Consider the following 17,155-nt stretch of genomic DNA (forward strand, 5'->3'; position numbering starts at 1 on the left):
TGAAATCATTCAACAAGTAGTAATACATTGTGGTGGGGATCCTAGTAAATTAGAAACATTCAATACATGAAAGAAAGTTCCTTACACTCTTGGTTCAAAACTTTGACAAGGTTGTTTGATATTAAATATTGTCATTTGGATTGCGAGATGGCACGCGGATGATACGGATTTGCTAATACGAAAGCACGGATTTACGCGGATTTCTTCTGTTGTGTTATTCGTGTTTTTTGTCATCTCGACCGGAGGGAGAGATCACACTCGCAGATCGACAAAGATTGCCGATATTCTGAAAAAGAATATCCTGGCCCTGATAGAAGCGGTATTCTTTTACTTGCTTCTTTAAAGGAAAAGATACAAGTGTATAGCAGGAATAGCTCCTGAAGATTCTAAATAAACTTAAAATATTGAAATTTCAAACCTAAAGTCCCAAATCTAATACATAAGAAATCTTAACGGCAATATTGTCTTCCAATTTCAATAGCTGATTTGGTCCGTATCGATAGAAACCTCCTAAACCAAAACCTTTGTAGATTTTGTTTAGTTCGATTCCGGATTCAAAGAAGCCCCTGTCAAGAGTTTTGTAAGTTGGTCCAACATGCTGCTCAGGATTTTTCATATTTCCCCAGGCCATTCTGGTTACTAATACTAATGAAGGGCGGACTTTTTTGAGGATTCTGATTCGGTCAAAACCATGTTTGATCTGGAAAAAGATATATTGACTCGAGAAAAACTCATTAAAATACATGGTTTCAAAACTGTTTCTGCCTGCAAAAGTAATACGCTGAACCACGGTTTCTTTTGTTAGGTTATTTGGCATCGTGTTGTATAAATGGGTAAGTGGTACGTCGCCCATTGCATATCCTCCTTGCAACAGCAAACTTGTTTTTTGACCGTTTAAGTATTTCTTTTCATATTCGGTTTTAAAATCCACTTTGCCAAATGTAAAATCATTTCCTAAAACATTAGGTAAGGATTGTGTGTACTGAAAAGTAAATCTTGGAAATCTTTTGTCTGACTCGGTTCTTCCGGTTGGAGTTTGCATAAAATCGCTAAATGGCGCCCATACAATCGAAACCATTGCCGTTGTCATTACGTAATCAGAATACAATTTTCCGTCGTAATTAAAAAGATAGTCAAATTGAGGTTCGACATAAGTTCTGGCTAATTCGAAAACAGCTTCGGTTTTTGGAATAATTTTAGACTGAACATTTGCTTTCCATGCGACATATTTATAAAAAGTACTAATGTTGATTGGGCGCGGATCATAAATTTTGAAAACACGTTTATCAACTGCAAAAACAGTACTTGCAATTTCCCTGACATCATCTGTGTAATATCCGTTTACCCAGGTATTGCTGCTTTTATCCAGTAAAACTCCCGTTCCTAAACTGTATTTGACTTCGCCATCTTTTGTTCCGTAAGCAGAATATCCTTCGATTCTGAAATTTTTAGAAAAACGATCATTTGTGATGCCGCCAAGTCCCAGTCTAAAACCTTCGTAGTTATTGTAACTTACAATTTTTTTCAGATCAAGATCAATAGGGCCAATCGGGATATAACCATTGATTATTTTTCGTCCAAATCCTAAACGGCTTTCGATTCTTTTCTTCATCGAAAGACTATCGATCAATTGATATGTTTTCTGGCTTTTTAAGTCCAGGCTTTCTTTTCGGTATTGATTCCAGAATTCTTCCGGTTTTTTATTGGCATCGTCCTTAATTTCCATATAAAGTGCCGGATTCTTTATAGGTGTATTTGTGTTGTAGTAAATGTCGAAATTATTACTTTCTGATAGCAGATAGGTAAAATCTGATGCTGATTTTTTTCTAGGCTCAAAATTGTCTTCGACATCACCATCAAACTGAATTGTTCCGCCCAGAATTTTAATATCATCGTCATTCTTTCCTTTTACAATTTTGAATGTCGTATTGCTCTGAAACCATACTTTTTCGCTTGGTACATATTCAAATTCGTGAATTCCGCTAATGTCCAGAACCCCTTTTATGCGCATTACGGCTTTCGCTACAGCAAAATTTTCCTGATCTATATATAAGACACCTTCTAAGCCGGATGATTTCCTTTTTTGCTTGTTTTTAAAGTAAATCATATAAGTTTCGCGGCCTTTTATGTTTACAGTGTCAAGTATTTTATAGTTGTAATTTGTTGGGGCACCGTTCGAAATGGGATTTTCATATTTGGTTTCAAACAGTTCGTATTTATTATCATAAATAGATATTGACTGCAGATTGAAAGCAATAACCTCATAGATGGGATTTTTGAATCCGGCCATTTTTGTTCCCAGGATGGTTTCCTTAAGCTTGTTGTTTCCAAACTGATATTGGGATACTTTTTCGGTTTGAAACAAATGCTGCTTGATAATGATCTCTTTAAATTTATAATCTGAAGAGTCTACATTAACACGTTTTTTATCGAAATCTTTATAAGCTGCTGTAGAATCAATTCTGCCATCGATAGAATCCGGATTAGCCGTTACGATAAGTTTGTTGTAGCTTTTGTATTCAAAACTGCTGAGCCTTTTTTGTGGATTGTTTTTGTTTTTATTTTCGATTACTTTTTTTATAATCGTTAAGGCAGGATTTTCATTAGAAATAACGACTTCTTTTAGATCATCTGTTTTTTGAGAAAGCAGAATCGAATAATACCTTTTGTTGGTAATGGCAATATTTTTTGTTTGAAAACCAATATAAGATACAGAAAAACTACTTGCGTTAGCAGAAGGTTTAAAAATAAATTTTCCGTCGACATCTGTAATTGTATTGATGTTGTCTGATGTTGTGATCGTAGCAAAAGGAAGCGGTTTATTGTTGGAATCAGTTACAATTCCGTTTATTTGAAATTGCGCTTGAATAGATAGCGTGAAAAACAAAGACAATAAACAAAATAGCTTCATACAGAATGTTATAGTTTCGAAAACGAAAAGAATATGATTTTGGTATGCAAAAATAGGAATAAAAAAATCCGCTTAGTAATAATTTAACTAAACGGATTTTGTTTTGTGTTCGAACGATTACACTTTCATGATTTCGGCTTCTTTTGTTGCCAATAATTCATCTATTTTTTTGATATAAGTATTCGTTAGGGTCTGTACTTGCTCTTCTGCAGATTTACAAATGTCTTCAGAAGTTCCCTCTTTTTCTAATTTTTTAATGTCTGAATTAGCATCTTTACGTACATTACGCACACCAATTTTTGCATCTTCGGCCTCTGTTTTTGCTTGTTTTGCTAAATCTCTACGACGCTCCTCTGTCAAAGGCGGAACGCTGATGATAATTAGGTCACCATTATTCATTGGGTTAAAACCAATATTAGCCACCATAATTGCTTTTTCGATAGTTTGCAGCATGTTTTTCTCGAAAGGCTGCAAAGTAATTGTTCGGGCATCCGGAACACTTATTTTTGCTACTTGCGAAAGCGGTGTTGCTGATCCGTAATAATCTACAAAAACACTTCCCAGCATTGCCGGAGAAGCTTTTCCTGCACGAATGTTAAGAAATTCTTTCTCTAAATGCGCAATCGAACCATTCATTGATTCTTCAGTACTATCTAATATAAATTCTATTTCTTCAGTCATTATCTTTAAGTTTTCAGTTTTCATTCTCAGTTTTCATTTCATGTCGGCAATTGCGACAGTAAACAGTTACTGATGACTATATATTAACTACGGTTCCTATGTTATCGCCTTCACAAATTTTCAATAAATTTCCAATTTTGTTCATATCAAAAACAACGATTGGCAATTTGTTTTCCTGACTTAATGTAAACGCGGTTGTATCCATTACGTTTAATCCTTTTTTAAGGACATCTTCAAACGAAATAAAATCGAATTTTACTGCTGATGCATTTTTTTCAGGATCAGAATCGTAAACACCATCAACGCGGGTTCCTTTTAAAATTACATCTGCATTAATCTCAATACCTCTTAAAACGGCAGCAGTATCAGTTGTAAAATATGGATTTCCTGTTCCTGCACCAAAAATTACAATTCTTCCTTTCTCAAGATGACGATCTGCTCTTCTTTTAATATAAGGCTCTGCAATAGATTCCATTTTTAAGGCAGTCTGCAAACGGGTTTTCATTCCGTTTTCTTCAAGAGCCCCTTGCAATGCCATTCCGTTTATAACCGTAGCAAGCATTCCCATATAATCACCTTGTACTCTATCCATACCGGCACTTGCACCAGCAACGCCTCTAAAAATATTTCCTCCTCCAATAACAATAGCAATTTCGACTCCTTTGCTGTGAATTTGCTTAATTTCTTCAGCATATTCGGCTAATCTTTTAGGGTCAATTCCGTATTGTAAATCACCCATCAAGGCTTCTCCACTCAGTTTAAGAAGAATTCTTTTATATTTCATGTGTTGTTGCGTTAATTTGTGCAAATATAGACATATTCTGATTTTTAAAAATAATGTTTTCAAAAAATTAATTGTTCTTTTAGTTATAAATTTATAGTGATTTTTTAAAGGATTTTTTGAATGTGATAAAAGTCATTCTTTGAGTCTCCTTGAAATTCGTATTTTTATGCAATTCAAAAATCAAACAAATATGAAAAGTAGTATCGCCAAAGCATTATTTAGGAGTCATACGTATCCGGAATATCGAAAATTAGTAGCTGATTTATTATTGGATGGAAAATCAACCGGGAACGAACAATCTGAAAGTTTAACCAATTATAGTAAGTTAAATGACGCCAGAATGAATAGGCTGGACAAAACGGTAAAAATTACCGATGCTATTATTTCGAGAATAGAAAAACTGGAGCACAAATATATTTGGCTTGTAATTTCTGAAGGCTGGTGCGGAGATGCGGCTCAGATCCTTCCGGTTATTAATAAAATGGCTTTGGCATCGCATAAAAAAATAGATCTTCGAATTGTACTGCGAGATGAAAATGAAGGGTTAATGAATGAATATCTAACAAACGGTGCAAGAGCAATCCCTAAGGTGATAATTATTTGTAAAGAGGCCGGGATTGTTCGTGCAGATTGGGGACCAAGACCAAGAGGAGCATCTGAATTAATCGCAAATTATAAAAAAGAATTTGGTGTACTTGATGAAAAAATCAAAACTGATTTGCAATTGTGGTATTTAGCAGATAAAGGAATATCAGTTCAGGAAGAACTCACGGAAATAGTCGAAAACATTCAATACGGTCGATTATAGTTTTTGTAATAAAAAAATAATACGATCTGTTTGTTTTGTGGTAATGTGTTGGTTGTAAATATGGTATGTTCTAAAAATGTATTGAATATTTTTTTTTACCTTAAATATTTTTGTAACTTAGTAATATAATCCCACTTCTATTATTTACTTTCCGATTTGCTCTTTTTATTGGTGTTTATTGAATGTCTAACAATTTAAAACACACTATTATGAAAAAGTTATTCGAAAGGTTTTATGATTTTATTTCAGGTTTGTTGTTTGGAGGGAAAAATGTACCTCATTATTAACTGCTCCGAAAAAAAAAAGACACGTTATGCAATAAAACTACTTTATTTTAGAAGTTGGCACATTACTATTGTTTAATTGTAATGTGCTTTTTTTATTATCAGACTTGAATAGTTGCTCTTTAAAAACCGCTCAGGGAATCTTAAAAGCTAATTACAGAAATACCAAAACTGAAACTGCCTACAGTTTTATAGTCATAAAGAGGGTAACCAAAATCGGCTAGTTCTATAAATAATGTTTTATCATCTCCTGTAATGCCAATTCTGGCTTTTTTGTATGTGCCGCTCAGATCCCCCCGGCCCAGAGCAAAACTTTTTCCGTAACCTACTTGCATGGTAATTCTGGTGCTTTCTGCAATTTTAGGGCTTAATCCAAAATTAAGATAAACCGGAACAGCTACTAACTTTTCATTCCATTTCCAGTCAAGGCCACTATGAATCCCCAGAGTTACCCATTGATTATAATGAATGCCGTAACCTAGTTTTGAACCCAAGCCATCTGGCATGAGCCAAGGTTGTTTGTCGCCTTCATATTTAGGAGCGTCACCGTAATCAGGATTTCCTGTTATTGAAGCATTAACTTCAAATTGAATGTAAGTAAATTTTCTTTCCTGTGCGTAAATCGTCGTGGTGATGTAGAAAAAAGTAAAAATCGTTAATAAACAATATTTCATAAAATTGATTTAGGCCTGTCTTTGCTCTGAAATATTTTATTTCAAAAAGCTTAGAATTAGCAAAATTATTTTGTGAAAGATATTTAAAAAATCGAGATAATTAGTATAGGGTATAAAAGATAAATTTTGATAGATAAAAAGTATTTTTTACTGTAAACTTTCCTCGAATAATGTAACATCGATGGCATTTGTAACATCGTAATCGCCAATTTTTGTTCGGCGTAAAGCAGTTAAATGAGAACCTGAATTCATTGCTTTCCCAAAATCAAAAGCCAGTGAACGGATATAAGTTCCTTTACTGCAAACGACTCTAAAATCGATTTCCGGCAAAGCAATTCGTGTAATCTCAAATTCGTGAATGGTAGTTTTTCTACTTGCAATTTCTACAGTTTCTCCGGCACGTGCGTGTTCGTATAAGCGAACACCATCTTTTTTGATCGCAGAGAAAATAGGTGGTTTTTGATCGATTTCGCCCAAAAACTGTTTTACTGTTTCATGAATCAAAGCTTCGTCAATATGTGAAGTTGGAAAAGTTTCGTCAATTTCTGTTTCCAGATCATAGGATGGAGTAGTGGTCCCAATATAAAAAGTCCCTGTATATTCTTTAGCCTGACCTTGTAATTCAGTAATTCTTTTGGTGAATTTTCCTGTACAAATCAATAATAATCCGGTTGCCAGAGGATCTAATGTTCCGGCATGACCAATTTTGAACTTTTTAGGAAGTCCAACTTTATTGATCAATAGGTATTTTAGTTTATTGACAGCTTGAAACGAACTCCATTTTAAAGGTTTGTCTATCAATAAAATTTGTCCGTTTAAATAATCTTCAGGCGTCATTATAGTATGGTAAGAGGATGAAATAAAAAGTGAATCAATAGTAAAGTGATTCCTGCGATGATGCGGTAATAACCAAAAACTTTAAAGCCATTTTTAGTCAAAAATCCAATGAAAGTTTTAATAGCCAAAAGTGCTACAATAAATGCGACAACATTACCAATAACTAATAAATTGATTTGATCAGGAGATAATTCGAATCCGGCTTTGTAGTAATCGTAACATTTTTTTGCAGTTGCACCTAACATAGTGGGCACCGCTAAAAAGAATGAAAACTCAGCAGCTGTTGTTCTGGACAGTTTTTGGGACATACCTCCCACAATACTCGCTCCGCTTCGTGAAACTCCCGGAATCATTGCCAAACATTGATACATTCCAATTTTAAAAGCTTGCAGATAGGTTATTTCCTGAGATGTTTCGGCAGTATTTGGATTGTTGAACCAGTCGTCGACTTTCAGTAAGATGATTCCTCCTATCAAAAGTGAAACGGCAACCGTAATTGGGTTTTCTAATAATCCGTCGATAAAATCACTTAATAATAATCCTAAAACAACGGCAGGAATAAACGCAACTAAAAGTTTAAAATAAAAATCAAGTGTCTGAAAGAAACGTTTGAAATATAAAACTACTACAGAAAGTATAGCTCCAAGCTGAATAACAATTGTAAAAAGTTTGGTAAAATCTTCGTGAGCAATTCCAAAAAAAGAAGAGGCAATAATCATGTGGCCAGTTGAAGAAACAGGTAAAAATTCTGTAATTCCTTCAATTATGGCAAGAACAATAGCTTGTAATGTATTCATTGAATTTTAATTGTTAGATTGTCAGACTTCTCAGATGTCAGATTTTTTTAAAAGATTAATCTAATAACCTAAAGATCTAAGTTGTCTAAGCGGTCTAAAAAAAGTCTACTTAGATTTTTTGAAAATAGAATAAATCGTGATACCAAAACCAATTAAAACAGTTGTTGGAGCTAAACGAATACGTCTAAAGTTAAAAACATCTTCATTAAAGATATTTAGATCCTTGCTTCCTCCGCCTGACATTAAGATAAAACCTAATGCAATAACACCAATTCCTATTAATAAAATTTTATAGTTAATACCATCAAAAAGGAATTCTTGTTTTTGTGGCTGTTGTTCTGTATTGTTTATATTTTTCATTTTTGTTTTTTTTGTAACCCTAATCAAAGTTTAGAGTATTTTATTTATTTGTCAACCTGAGTCAAGTCGAAGACTGTTTGTTTTTTTGTAAACTAAAAACCGTGACCGAATACTCTCTTAGTACAGATCGTCAGTTCTTAAGTTTAAGAATCGTTGTGTTGCAAAATGTGTACTTACCCAAGTAATTAAAACACCTAATCCGAAAACGGCCAATAATACGAATCCAATTAATACTTTGTCTTCTAAAATCCCTAATCCCGGGAAATTAGTTTCTACATACAATAAAACCCCAATCAAAGCAATAATAGCCAATCCTGCACCAAGCATTCCTAGTTTTACACTACGCATTACAAATGGTTTACGGATAAACGATTTTGTTGCACCAACCATTTGCATGGTCTTAATGATAAAACGGTTTGAATGTATGGATAAACGTAGTGAACTATTGATTAATAAAACAGCGATAATCGCAAGGAAACCACTGATAATCAAAATCCACATACTCACTTTTTTGATGTTGTCATTAACCAGGTTTACCAATTGTTTGTCGTAAACTATATCTTCGATCATTGCGTTTTTACGCAATTTACTTTCGATTTTTAAGATACTGTCTCTTTCTACATAGTCTGCTTTCAGGTGAATGTCGTATGAATTCAATAAAGGATTTTCGCCCAAAAATGTCAGGAAATCTTCTCCAATAATATCGGTATGTTCTTTTGCCGCTTTATCTTTAGTAACATAAACATATGATCTTGCGAAAGGAGCCCTTTTTAATTCAGTATCGAATGCTTTTATTACACTATCATTAGCTTCATTTTTAAAGAAAACCGTCATGGCGATTTTTTCTTTAAAATCATTAGCCAGTTTTTTAGAATTGATAATGAATAATCCCAGTACTCCTAAAAGGAATAAAACCAGAAATACACTTAGTACAACCGAAAAATAAGAGGAAATTAACCTGCGCTTTTGAAATTTATCAAAGTTAGAACTCATAGTTTGCTTAAATTATGTGGTAAAAATAATAAAGTATTTCTTTATTTGAAGTTAATAACGACCAAAGTTTTAACTTTCGTACAATAAATGTAAATATACCAACTTATTAATTAATTGCAGGAAAACCGTAAGACTTCTTCAATTTACAATAATAACCTTTAGTTTTTAGTTTTTTTCTTTTCTTAAGAACTCATTTAGCAGCATTTGTAATTGAACTTGTTTTTCGAATATTTTCTAAAAGCCGGATTTTGCCCATTCCTAAAAAGGTTCATCAGTTTCCTCAATCCAAAGCAGGACTTCAACTGAATGTTTTTTATCGGTGCTCATCTGGTTCTTAGTTATTTGTAAAAGGGACTGTTTTACGTAAGTCGATTCTCTTAATAGTTTAAAATTAAAGTAAAAAAAGAATAATAACTACGTAGTAAAAACACAAACACAGGTGTTTTTACTTAATTAAAAATAAGTATTTTATTATTTTATTTGTTTGTCAGTGAAATAGCTTTGGTACAATCTGTAATAAATGTAAATTTGCGCCTTAATTCATTAAAGTGATAAAGCTTTAATCTTTATCATTCTGAACCTTTGAACCTTTTAAGATGAAATACAATCCGATCGAAATAGACGCTAAATGGCAAAAATTTTGGGCAGAAAACCAAACTTTTGCAGCAAAAAACAATTCTGACAAACCGAAGCATTATGTTTTGGACATGTTTCCTTATCCTTCAGGAGCGGGATTACACGTTGGGCATCCGCTGGGTTATATCGCTTCAGATGTTTATTCTCGTTTTAAAAGACATCAGGGTTTCAATGTTTTGCACCCAATGGGATACGATAGTTTTGGATTGCCTGCAGAACAATATGCAATACAAACGGGACAACGTCCGGAAGATACAACACGCGTAAATATTGACGGTGGAGTAGATAAAGAAGGAAAACAAATTGCCGGATATAGAAAACAATTAGATAAAATAGGATTTTCGTTTGACTGGAGTCGTGAAGTGCGTACTTCGAGTCCTGATTACTATAAACATACACAATGGATTTTTATCCAGTTGTTTAATTCATGGTATTGCAAAAAACAAGGTAAGGCATTTGATATTTCAGAGCTTGTAAAAGTTTTTGAAGAGGAGGGTAATGTTTTGGTTGAGGCAGTTTGCGATGATAATGTTGCAATTTTTACAGCAACAGAATGGAATTCGTATTCTGATGATCAGAAAGAAAAAATCTTGTTGCAATACAGAATGACTTATTTAGCTGAAACCGAAGTAAACTGGTGTCCTGGTTTAGGAACTGTTTTAGCAAATGATGAAATTATAAACGGAGTTTCGGAACGTGGGGGATATCCTGTTATTCGTAAAAAAATGACACAATGGAGCATGCGAATTTCGGCTTATGCAGAACGTTTGTTGCAAGGTTTAAATGATATTGACTGGAGTGAATCTATCAAAGAATCACAAAGAAACTGGATAGGGAAATCTGTAGGTGCGATGGTTTCGTTCCATGTAAAAAATCATGACGAAGTTATTGATGTATTCACTACAAGACCTGATACAATTTTCGGGGTTACTTTTATGACTTTGGCGCCAGAACATCCTTTAGTTTCTAAAATAGTTACTGAAGAACAAAGAGGAGAAATTGAGGCTTATATCGAAAAAACAGCTAAACGTTCAGAGCGTGAGCGTATGGCCGATGTAAAAACAATTTCAGGTGTATTTACAGGAGCTTATGCAGAGCATCCTTTTACAAAAGAAGCAATTCCGGTTTGGATAGGAGATTATGTATTGGCAGGTTACGGAACTGGTGCTGTAATGGCGGTTCCTTGTGGAGACGAAAGAGATTATGCTTTTGCTAATTTCTTTAAAGGTCAAAACGGTATGCAGGAAATCAAGAATATCTTTGCGAATGTTGATATCTCTAAAGAGGCTTACGGTTCTAAAGACAATGTTGAAATTGCCAATTCTGATTTCTTAAACGGATTAAATTATAAAGCAGCAACTCAAAAAGCAATTGCTGAATTAGAAAAAATAGGACAAGGAACAGGAAAAACAAATTACCGTTTGCGTGATGCTGTTTTCTCTCGTCAGCGTTATTGGGGAGAACCTTTCCCGGTGTATTATGTAAATGGTTTACCAAAGATGATCGATACGCAGCATTTGCCAATTATCTTGCCGGAAGTAGAAAAATATTTGCCAACCGAAGATGGTTTGCCTCCGTTAGGAAATGCAGCTGTTTGGGCTTGGGATACTAAAAATAATAAAGTTGTCAATACAGATTTAGTAGATCATGCAACGATTTTTCCATTAGAATTGAATACTATGCCAGGTTGGGCGGGAAGTTCATGGTATTGGATGCGTTATATGGATGCTCATAACGAAACTGAATTTGCCAGCAAAGAAGCATTGGCATATTGGGAAAGTGTAGATTTATATATTGGAGGAAGCGAGCATGCAACCGGACATTTACTATATTCTCGTTTCTGGAACAAATTCTTAAAAGACAAAGGTTTTGCTCCAACCGAAGAACCATTCAAAAAACTGATCAATCAGGGAATGATTTTAGGAACCACTGCATATGTTTACAGATTGGAAGGAACAAATACTTTTGTGTCTAAAAATAAAATTACAGATCAAAATGTTCAGCCAATTCGTGTCGACGTGAATTTCGTAAATTCTTCTGATGAATTAAATATCGAAAAGTTCAAAAATTGGAGAGAGGATTTTAAAACTGCCGAATTTATTTTTGATGAAAACGGAAAATACATTGTTGGTCGTGAAGTCGAAAAAATGTCGAAATCATATTATAATGTAGTGACTCCGGATGATATTTGTAATGAATATGGTGCTGATACATTGCGTTTGTACGAAATGTTTTTAGGTCCTTTAGAGCAAGCTAAACCGTGGAATACTGCCGGAATCTCAGGAGTTTTTGGTTTCCTGAAAAAATTATGGAAATTGTATTTTGATGAGCATAATGGTTTGGTTGTAAATAACGACGAACCAACAAAAGACAATTTAAAATCGTTGCATAAAACGATCAAAAAAGTAGCAGAAGATATTGAGAGTTTCTCTTTTAATACTTCAGTTTCTCAGTTTATGATTTGTGTGAACGAATTGTCGACACAAAATTGTCATTCAAGAGCAATCTTAGAACCGTTAGCGATTTTAGTTTCGCCTTATGCGCCACATATTGCTGAGGAATTATGGTCGCAATTGGGTCATACAACTTCAATTTCTGAAGTTGCTTTTCCTGTTTTTGAAGCAAAATATTTAGTGGAGACAAACAAAGAATATCCGGTTTCTTTTAACGGAAAAATGCGTTTCACAATCGAATTGCCTTTGGATTTAACCAAAGAACAAATCGAAGAAATCATCATGAAAGACGAAAGAACATTGAAACAGCTAGATGGTAAAACACCAAATAAAGTAATTATTGTTCCGGGGAAAATTATTAATTTGGTTGGTTAACTAAAATAAATTCCATCCCGATAGCTATCGGGATTAAAATTCCAAATTCCAACTTTGTTGGGGTTTGGGATTTTTTTTTGCGTCTATTTTGTCATCATGAGGAACGAAGGATCACATAAGAAATTCAACAAGTAAAATCGAAAGTCTTTGTTGAGCTAAGCGTGCAATCCTTCGTTATTCAGGAAGATAATATTGTGAAACTTCGTTGGCTTTTTTGCCGCAAATTACCCGAAGTTAACACAAATAAGATTCGTGTTAATTTGTAGTGATAATTAGATGTAAAAAAAGCTTCGTAATCACGAAGCTTTCCTTTTTTTTATTCTTATTGAGTATTATTTCACAAATACAAAAGAACCCGGAGCTGCTACAATAATCCCGTCGCTTGTTGCCTTTGCAGTTGTTTCTTTTTCTACTTTTCCGCCAACAATGATTTTTACAGTTATTGTTTGGTCAACAACACCGCCAAAACCACTTACTGTTATTCCCGCTCCATAAGTGTCTGCGCCAGCTGTAAATTCCTTAGTCCATGGTAATGAATTGATATCAGCGTTTTGTCCGCCATTACCAGATTCGGTATAAACTGTACTAAGTTTTCCGGTATAATTTCCGGTTACTTCATATTTAATGTCTCTTGAGCCTGATCCTGAATTGTTATCGTTATCGCTGCTGCAAGAAGCTACTGTAAAAGCAAGAGTCAGTACAATCGCTAAAGTTTTTAAAATAGATTTCATAATTTTTTTTAATATTAATAATAGTGTCTAACAAAATTAGATGCTTGAAAATGAAAGGGCAATACCTGATAAAGTGTATTTTGTATTACCTGATATCAGGTAAAAAGAGGTGGTTTTTTTTGGAATATTTTAAATTTTAATAAATTTGAGAAAATACCACTTTATGAAGAAAATTTACCTCTTTCTGATTTTTCTACTTTTTTCTGCCACTTCATATTCACAAGTGATCCTTTCGTTAGATGATGATAGAACTTATATAGATAGTATTGCTGCGATTACTAAAAATGCTCATTCTGATAGTGTAAAAAGTATTTATAGCTTTAAATTGTCAAAATTGTATTTGATGATACAGGATGTTCAGAAATCAAAAGAATATTTACAGCAAGGGAATAGGTTAAAAACTAAATTTCCTTTTTTAAATGATGTAGCAATTTTCTATAATTCATATAGTTTTTTAGAAAAAGGTGATGTTGACGGATTCGAGAATGCTTTGCTTGAAGTAAATAATAAACTAAAGAAATACACTAATACCGAAGCTTACAAAATACGTGCTGTTGCGCTTCAAAATTACGGTGTCATGCAGCAAAGAAAGAATAATGAAAAAGGCTATATGAAAATATTAGTTCATGAAGCAATTCCTGCTGCTAAAAAAAGTGGTGATTCTGAGTTAATAAGTGGTTTGTACAAAGCGGTTGCTATAATTTTTATGAATAATAACGATCGCGAAAAAGCAAGTGAATATTTGCGTGATGCTCAATATTATATCGAAGTTACTACTAAAAAGTCACCCACTCTTATTGAGTCTAAGATGGAAACGTACATTATTAATGCTGAAAATTTAGTAGAGTTAAAAAGATTCTATGATGCGAAAAAGGTTCTGGATAAAGCATATGATAAATTACAAAATCATCCGGAGTCGAATTTAAATGATTCTTATTTTTATTCTGAAGGTTTGTATTATGGAAAACAAAATAAAAACGATAAAGCTTTAGAGAGTTTTGAAAAAGGTATAAAGTCAGCAGTAAAGCATCAGAATCAAATTGCTTTAAACAGATTGAAATTTGCGGAATACGAAGTGCTTTTTAAATTAAAAAACTTTGATAAAGCCAAAGCTAATCTGGAATATCTTCTTGAGAAAACTCCTTTTATTGTAGATCAAAAAAATTATTATAATGAGTTGTCGAAAGTTTATAATGCAACTAAAAATTATGATAAAGCTTATTTTTATTCTCATAAATACAATGTAATCAATGACAGTTTAAATGATACGAAATTTAAAAGTGAAATTGTAGAACTCGAAGCAAAGTATAAAAAGGCTGAAAATGAAAAAAAAATAACACTGCTACAATCACAAAACGAAAAAACAGCACTGCTGGTCAATAATAATCGGTTGAATTCTATTCTTTTTGCGGTGTTATCGGTACTCTTGTTTCTTATTGTTTTGTTTTTATGGATATTAAATAAAAATCAGAAAAAACTAAGTATTCAGAAAGAAATTAATCATGAGCAGGAATTGAGTGCACTGGAGAACCAGCAAAAATTATCGGTTTCTAATGCTCTGATTGAAGGAGAAGAGGTGGAAAGGAAAAGAATCGCCAGAGATTTACATGACGGACTTGGGAGTATGCTTTCCGGTTTAAAAATTCATTTAAAACTCGCGGAGAAAGAAAATGCGCTCAGTCCTGCGGAAATTAATACTTTGTTGGATAATTCGATTAAGGAATTGAGAAATATTTCGCAAAATTTAATGCCGGAGAGTTTGTTGAAATTAAGTTTAGAACATGCATTGAGAGATTTGTGTATGGCAAATTCAAATGCAAAAACAGAAATTGAATTTCAATATTTGGTGCAAAAACCAAATTTACCCAAAAATTATGAAATTGTGATTTATAGAATTATTCAGGAATTATTGATTAATGCTTTGAAATATGCCGATGCATCACAAATTTTAGTTTCTTGTTCTCAAAATAAAGATACTTTTTTTATTACAGTTGAAGATAATGGAATTGGGTTTGATGTTTTTGTAAAAAGTAACGGAATGGGTTTAAGAAATATTAAGAACCGTGTTGAGATTCTTAAAGGAAAATTAGAAATAGAAAGTGTTCTGCATAAAGGAACGTCTACATACATTGAATTAAAAGTAAAAAATGAAACATTAAATGGATAAGGTATATAAAACAGTAATTGTAGATGATCACCCAATTGTGATTTCAGGAATTTCAGGATTATTGTCGGATCTGGAGACAGTTGAAATTGTCGGTAAATTAGAATCCGGGGTTAAACTAGTTGATTATATCGAGGAGAATCAGGTTGACTTGATTTTGATGGATATCTTTTTACCTGTGATAAATGGGGTTGATCTTTGCAAAACAGTTAAGCAGAAATATCCCCGAATAATTATTATCGGAATGAGTAGTCAGTCTGAACGGAGTCTGGTGATGCAATTTATTCAAAATGGCGGAAATGGATATGTTCTAAAGAGCGCTTCGTTTGATGAGTTTAAAAGATGTATTAATAAAGCCATTGAGGGGGAAATTGTATTTAGCGATGAAGTCAAAACTATCATTAGCCAGCCCTCATCTGATGGTTTAGATCATATCCCAAGTCTTAGCAGGAGAGAAAAAGATATTACTTTATTACTGTCAAAAGGTAAATCGACCCAGGAAATAGCCGATGAATTGTTTTTGAGTTTTCTAACTGTTCAAACACACAGGCGCAACATCCTGCAAAAGTATAAAACCAAAAATGTAGCTGAATTGATGGCTTTTCTATTGAAGAACAATCTGTTAAGTTGAGAAGAAGGGTGTGCCAAAATGACATTTTTTGAAATTGGTTCAGAATTTGCAATTTGTTTTGTAACTTTAATAATCAATCAAATTAAAATAAAAATATGGGAAGTGGATATTTAATTCTGGCCGGAGCAATTATGCTTTTCAGCTGGATGGTGAGTTCAAAGCTCAAAAGTAAATTTGAATTATACTCGAGAATACAATTAAGAAACGGAATGAGTGGTGCTGAAATCGCTAAGAAAATGTTGGCTGATAACGGGATTACTGATGTTCGTGTTATCTCGACTCCGGGGCAGCTAACAGATCATTATAACCCTACAGATAAAACAGTCAATTTAAGCGAAGCAGTTTATAATCATCGTAATGCGGCAGCGGCAGCTGTTGCAGCGCACGAATGTGGTCATGCTGTGCAGCACGCGATAGGATATGAATGGCTGACAATGCGTTCTAAATTAGTGCCAATCGTAGATATTGCATCAAATTATATGCAATGGATTTTATTGGCAGGGATTCTTATGATTAGAGTTTTTCCGGGTTTGTTACTAATAGGAATTATCATTTTTGCAGTGACGACATTATTCTCGATAGTGACTTTGCCTGTAGAATATGATGCGAGTAACAGAGCGCTGGCCTGGTTAGAGAACAAACATATGCTGACACAAGAAGAGCAGGCAGGAGCAAAAGATGCGCTAAAATGGGCAGCAAGAACCTATTTGGTAGCTGCTATAGGATCGATTGCAACGTTGTTGTACTATATCTCGATTTATTCAGGAAGCAGAAGGAATTAATTTTTTAATTAGATAATTTATAAGCAAACCCGACAGGTTGAAAAACCTGTTGGGTTTATTGTTGTGTGCCCAGCATGGGCGGTAACTCTAGGGTGTAAGTCCCGAACACGCCTTTACAGTGGGAAGTGTTAGCTGAATGCAAGGGTGTCCATTGCGTTAGTGGAATCTGAAGGAAGCAGTAGGCAAACTCTTGACCTGACGAACAGAAACTATATAAAAGGCCAAAGATGTTGGATAAGGTTGCAACACAAACT

General features: G+C 33.8%; 14 protein-coding genes. 5 read left to right on the forward strand and 9 right to left on the reverse strand.

Annotation, left to right across the window (positions count from 1 at the left end; all coding sequences use genetic code 11):
- Positions 1-418 precede the first annotated feature (418 nt).
- The 3 genes from ACQKCJ_RS23960 to pyrH form a co-directional block, all read right to left on the reverse strand.
- A complete protein-coding gene (locus tag ACQKCJ_RS23960) occupies positions 419-2,911 on the reverse strand; it encodes a DUF5686 family protein (protein ID WP_427403086.1) in 2,493 nt (830 codons plus the stop codon).
- A gap of 117 nt (positions 2,912-3,028) precedes the next feature.
- The gene (gene frr, locus ACQKCJ_RS23965) at positions 3,029-3,592 is read right to left on the reverse strand and encodes a ribosome recycling factor (RefSeq protein ID WP_271338390.1); all 564 of its coding nucleotides are present in this window, start codon (positions 3,590-3,592) and stop codon (positions 3,029-3,031) included.
- 76 nt (positions 3,593-3,668) lie between these two features.
- Positions 3,669-4,376, reverse strand: a complete 708-nt coding sequence (gene pyrH / locus ACQKCJ_RS23970; protein WP_072964316.1) for a UMP kinase — start codon at positions 4,374-4,376, stop codon at positions 3,669-3,671.
- A gap of 190 nt (positions 4,377-4,566) precedes the next feature.
- Between pyrH and ACQKCJ_RS23975 the strand changes: the two genes are divergently transcribed.
- Positions 4,567-5,184: a thioredoxin family protein gene (locus ACQKCJ_RS23975; RefSeq protein WP_271338391.1), complete on the forward strand. Its 618-nt coding sequence runs from the start codon at positions 4,567-4,569 to the stop codon at positions 5,182-5,184.
- Between the two features lie 427 nt (positions 5,185-5,611).
- Here the strand turns inward: ACQKCJ_RS23975 and ACQKCJ_RS23980 are convergent, their stop codons facing one another.
- The 5 genes from ACQKCJ_RS23980 to ACQKCJ_RS24000 all read right to left on the reverse strand — a co-directional run bounded on the left by ACQKCJ_RS23980 (position 5,612) and on the right by ACQKCJ_RS24000 (position 9,129).
- Positions 5,612-6,142, reverse strand: a complete 531-nt coding sequence (locus tag ACQKCJ_RS23980; protein WP_427403087.1) for a hypothetical protein — start codon at positions 6,140-6,142, stop codon at positions 5,612-5,614.
- Positions 6,143-6,289: 147 nt separating this feature from the next.
- A complete protein-coding gene (gene truB / locus ACQKCJ_RS23985) occupies positions 6,290-6,979 on the reverse strand; it encodes a tRNA pseudouridine(55) synthase TruB (RefSeq protein ID WP_427403088.1) in 690 nt (229 codons plus the stop codon).
- Positions 6,979-7,776, reverse strand: coding sequence for an undecaprenyl-diphosphate phosphatase (locus tag ACQKCJ_RS23990; protein WP_427403089.1), 798 nt, complete (start codon positions 7,774-7,776; stop codon positions 6,979-6,981). The genes truB and ACQKCJ_RS23990 overlap by 1 nt, the downstream gene beginning before the upstream one ends.
- Before the next feature lie 105 nt (positions 7,777-7,881).
- Positions 7,882-8,136 carry a DUF3098 domain-containing protein gene (locus tag ACQKCJ_RS23995; protein WP_427403090.1) on the reverse strand — a complete coding sequence of 85 codons (255 nt, stop codon included), beginning with the start codon at positions 8,134-8,136 and terminating at the stop codon, positions 7,882-7,884.
- Between the two features lie 117 nt (positions 8,137-8,253).
- Positions 8,254-9,129 carry a cell division protein FtsX gene (locus ACQKCJ_RS24000; RefSeq protein ID WP_271338396.1) on the reverse strand — a complete coding sequence of 292 codons (876 nt, stop codon included), beginning with the start codon at positions 9,127-9,129 and terminating at the stop codon, positions 8,254-8,256.
- Positions 9,130-9,725: 596 nt separating this feature from the next.
- Here ACQKCJ_RS24000 and leuS point away from each other — a divergent pair.
- The gene (gene leuS, locus ACQKCJ_RS24005) at positions 9,726-12,593 is read left to right on the forward strand and encodes a leucine--tRNA ligase (RefSeq protein WP_427403091.1); all 2,868 of its coding nucleotides are present in this window, start codon (positions 9,726-9,728) and stop codon (positions 12,591-12,593) included.
- A gap of 332 nt (positions 12,594-12,925) precedes the next feature.
- On the opposite strand, the gene ACQKCJ_RS24010 is transcribed toward leuS, so the two are convergent.
- Positions 12,926-13,324 (reverse strand): hypothetical protein, encoded by a 399-nt coding sequence (locus ACQKCJ_RS24010; RefSeq protein WP_271338398.1) that lies wholly within the window; start codon positions 13,322-13,324, stop codon positions 12,926-12,928.
- Between the two features lie 163 nt (positions 13,325-13,487).
- Between ACQKCJ_RS24010 and ACQKCJ_RS24015 the strand changes: the two genes are divergently transcribed.
- From ACQKCJ_RS24015 to ACQKCJ_RS24025, 3 genes are all read left to right on the forward strand, one after another.
- Positions 13,488-15,491 (forward strand): ATP-binding protein, encoded by a 2,004-nt coding sequence (locus tag ACQKCJ_RS24015; protein WP_427403092.1) that lies wholly within the window; start codon positions 13,488-13,490, stop codon positions 15,489-15,491.
- Positions 15,484-16,119 carry a response regulator transcription factor gene (locus tag ACQKCJ_RS24020; RefSeq protein WP_271338400.1) on the forward strand — a complete coding sequence of 212 codons (636 nt, stop codon included), beginning with the start codon at positions 15,484-15,486 and terminating at the stop codon, positions 16,117-16,119. The genes ACQKCJ_RS24015 and ACQKCJ_RS24020 overlap by 8 nt, the downstream gene beginning before the upstream one ends.
- 95 nt (positions 16,120-16,214) lie before the next feature.
- The gene (locus ACQKCJ_RS24025; RefSeq protein WP_271338401.1) at positions 16,215-16,901 is read left to right on the forward strand and encodes a zinc metallopeptidase; all 687 of its coding nucleotides are present in this window, start codon (positions 16,215-16,217) and stop codon (positions 16,899-16,901) included.
- The last annotated feature ends 254 nt before the right edge of the window (positions 16,902-17,155 follow it).

This window comes from Flavobacterium sp. NPDC079362, from assembly GCF_050267765.1.
In the GTDB taxonomy this organism is placed as follows: domain Bacteria; phylum Bacteroidota; class Bacteroidia; order Flavobacteriales; family Flavobacteriaceae; genus Flavobacterium; species Flavobacterium azizsancarii.

Coding starts and splice junctions, on each gene's coding strand:
- leuS (WP_427403091.1), top strand. CDS start 9,726: ATGAAATACAATCCGATCGAAATAGACGCTAAATGGCAAAAATTTTGG.
- ACQKCJ_RS23975 (WP_271338391.1), top strand. CDS start 4,567: ATGAAAAGTAGTATCGCCAAAGCATTATTTAGGAGTCATACGTATCCG.
- ACQKCJ_RS24000 (WP_271338396.1), bottom strand. CDS start 9,129: ATGAGTTCTAACTTTGATAAATTTCAAAAGCGCAGGTTAATTTCCTCT.
- truB (WP_427403088.1), bottom strand. CDS start 6,979: ATGACGCCTGAAGATTATTTAAACGGACAAATTTTATTGATAGACAAA.
- frr (WP_271338390.1), bottom strand. CDS start 3,592: ATGACTGAAGAAATAGAATTTATATTAGATAGTACTGAAGAATCAATG.
- ACQKCJ_RS24015 (WP_427403092.1), top strand. CDS start 13,488: ATGAAGAAAATTTACCTCTTTCTGATTTTTCTACTTTTTTCTGCCACT.
- ACQKCJ_RS23990 (WP_427403089.1), bottom strand. CDS start 7,776: ATGAATACATTACAAGCTATTGTTCTTGCCATAATTGAAGGAATTACA.
- ACQKCJ_RS24010 (WP_271338398.1), bottom strand. CDS start 13,324: ATGAAATCTATTTTAAAAACTTTAGCGATTGTACTGACTCTTGCTTTT.
- ACQKCJ_RS24020 (WP_271338400.1), top strand. CDS start 15,484: ATGGATAAGGTATATAAAACAGTAATTGTAGATGATCACCCAATTGTG.
- ACQKCJ_RS24025 (WP_271338401.1), top strand. CDS start 16,215: ATGGGAAGTGGATATTTAATTCTGGCCGGAGCAATTATGCTTTTCAGC.
- pyrH (WP_072964316.1), bottom strand. CDS start 4,376: ATGAAATATAAAAGAATTCTTCTTAAACTGAGTGGAGAAGCCTTGATG.
- ACQKCJ_RS23980 (WP_427403087.1), bottom strand. CDS start 6,142: ATGAAATATTGTTTATTAACGATTTTTACTTTTTTCTACATCACCACG.
- ACQKCJ_RS23960 (WP_427403086.1), bottom strand. CDS start 2,911: ATGAAGCTATTTTGTTTATTGTCTTTGTTTTTCACGCTATCTATTCAA.
- ACQKCJ_RS23995 (WP_427403090.1), bottom strand. CDS start 8,136: ATGAAAAATATAAACAATACAGAACAACAGCCACAAAAACAAGAATTC.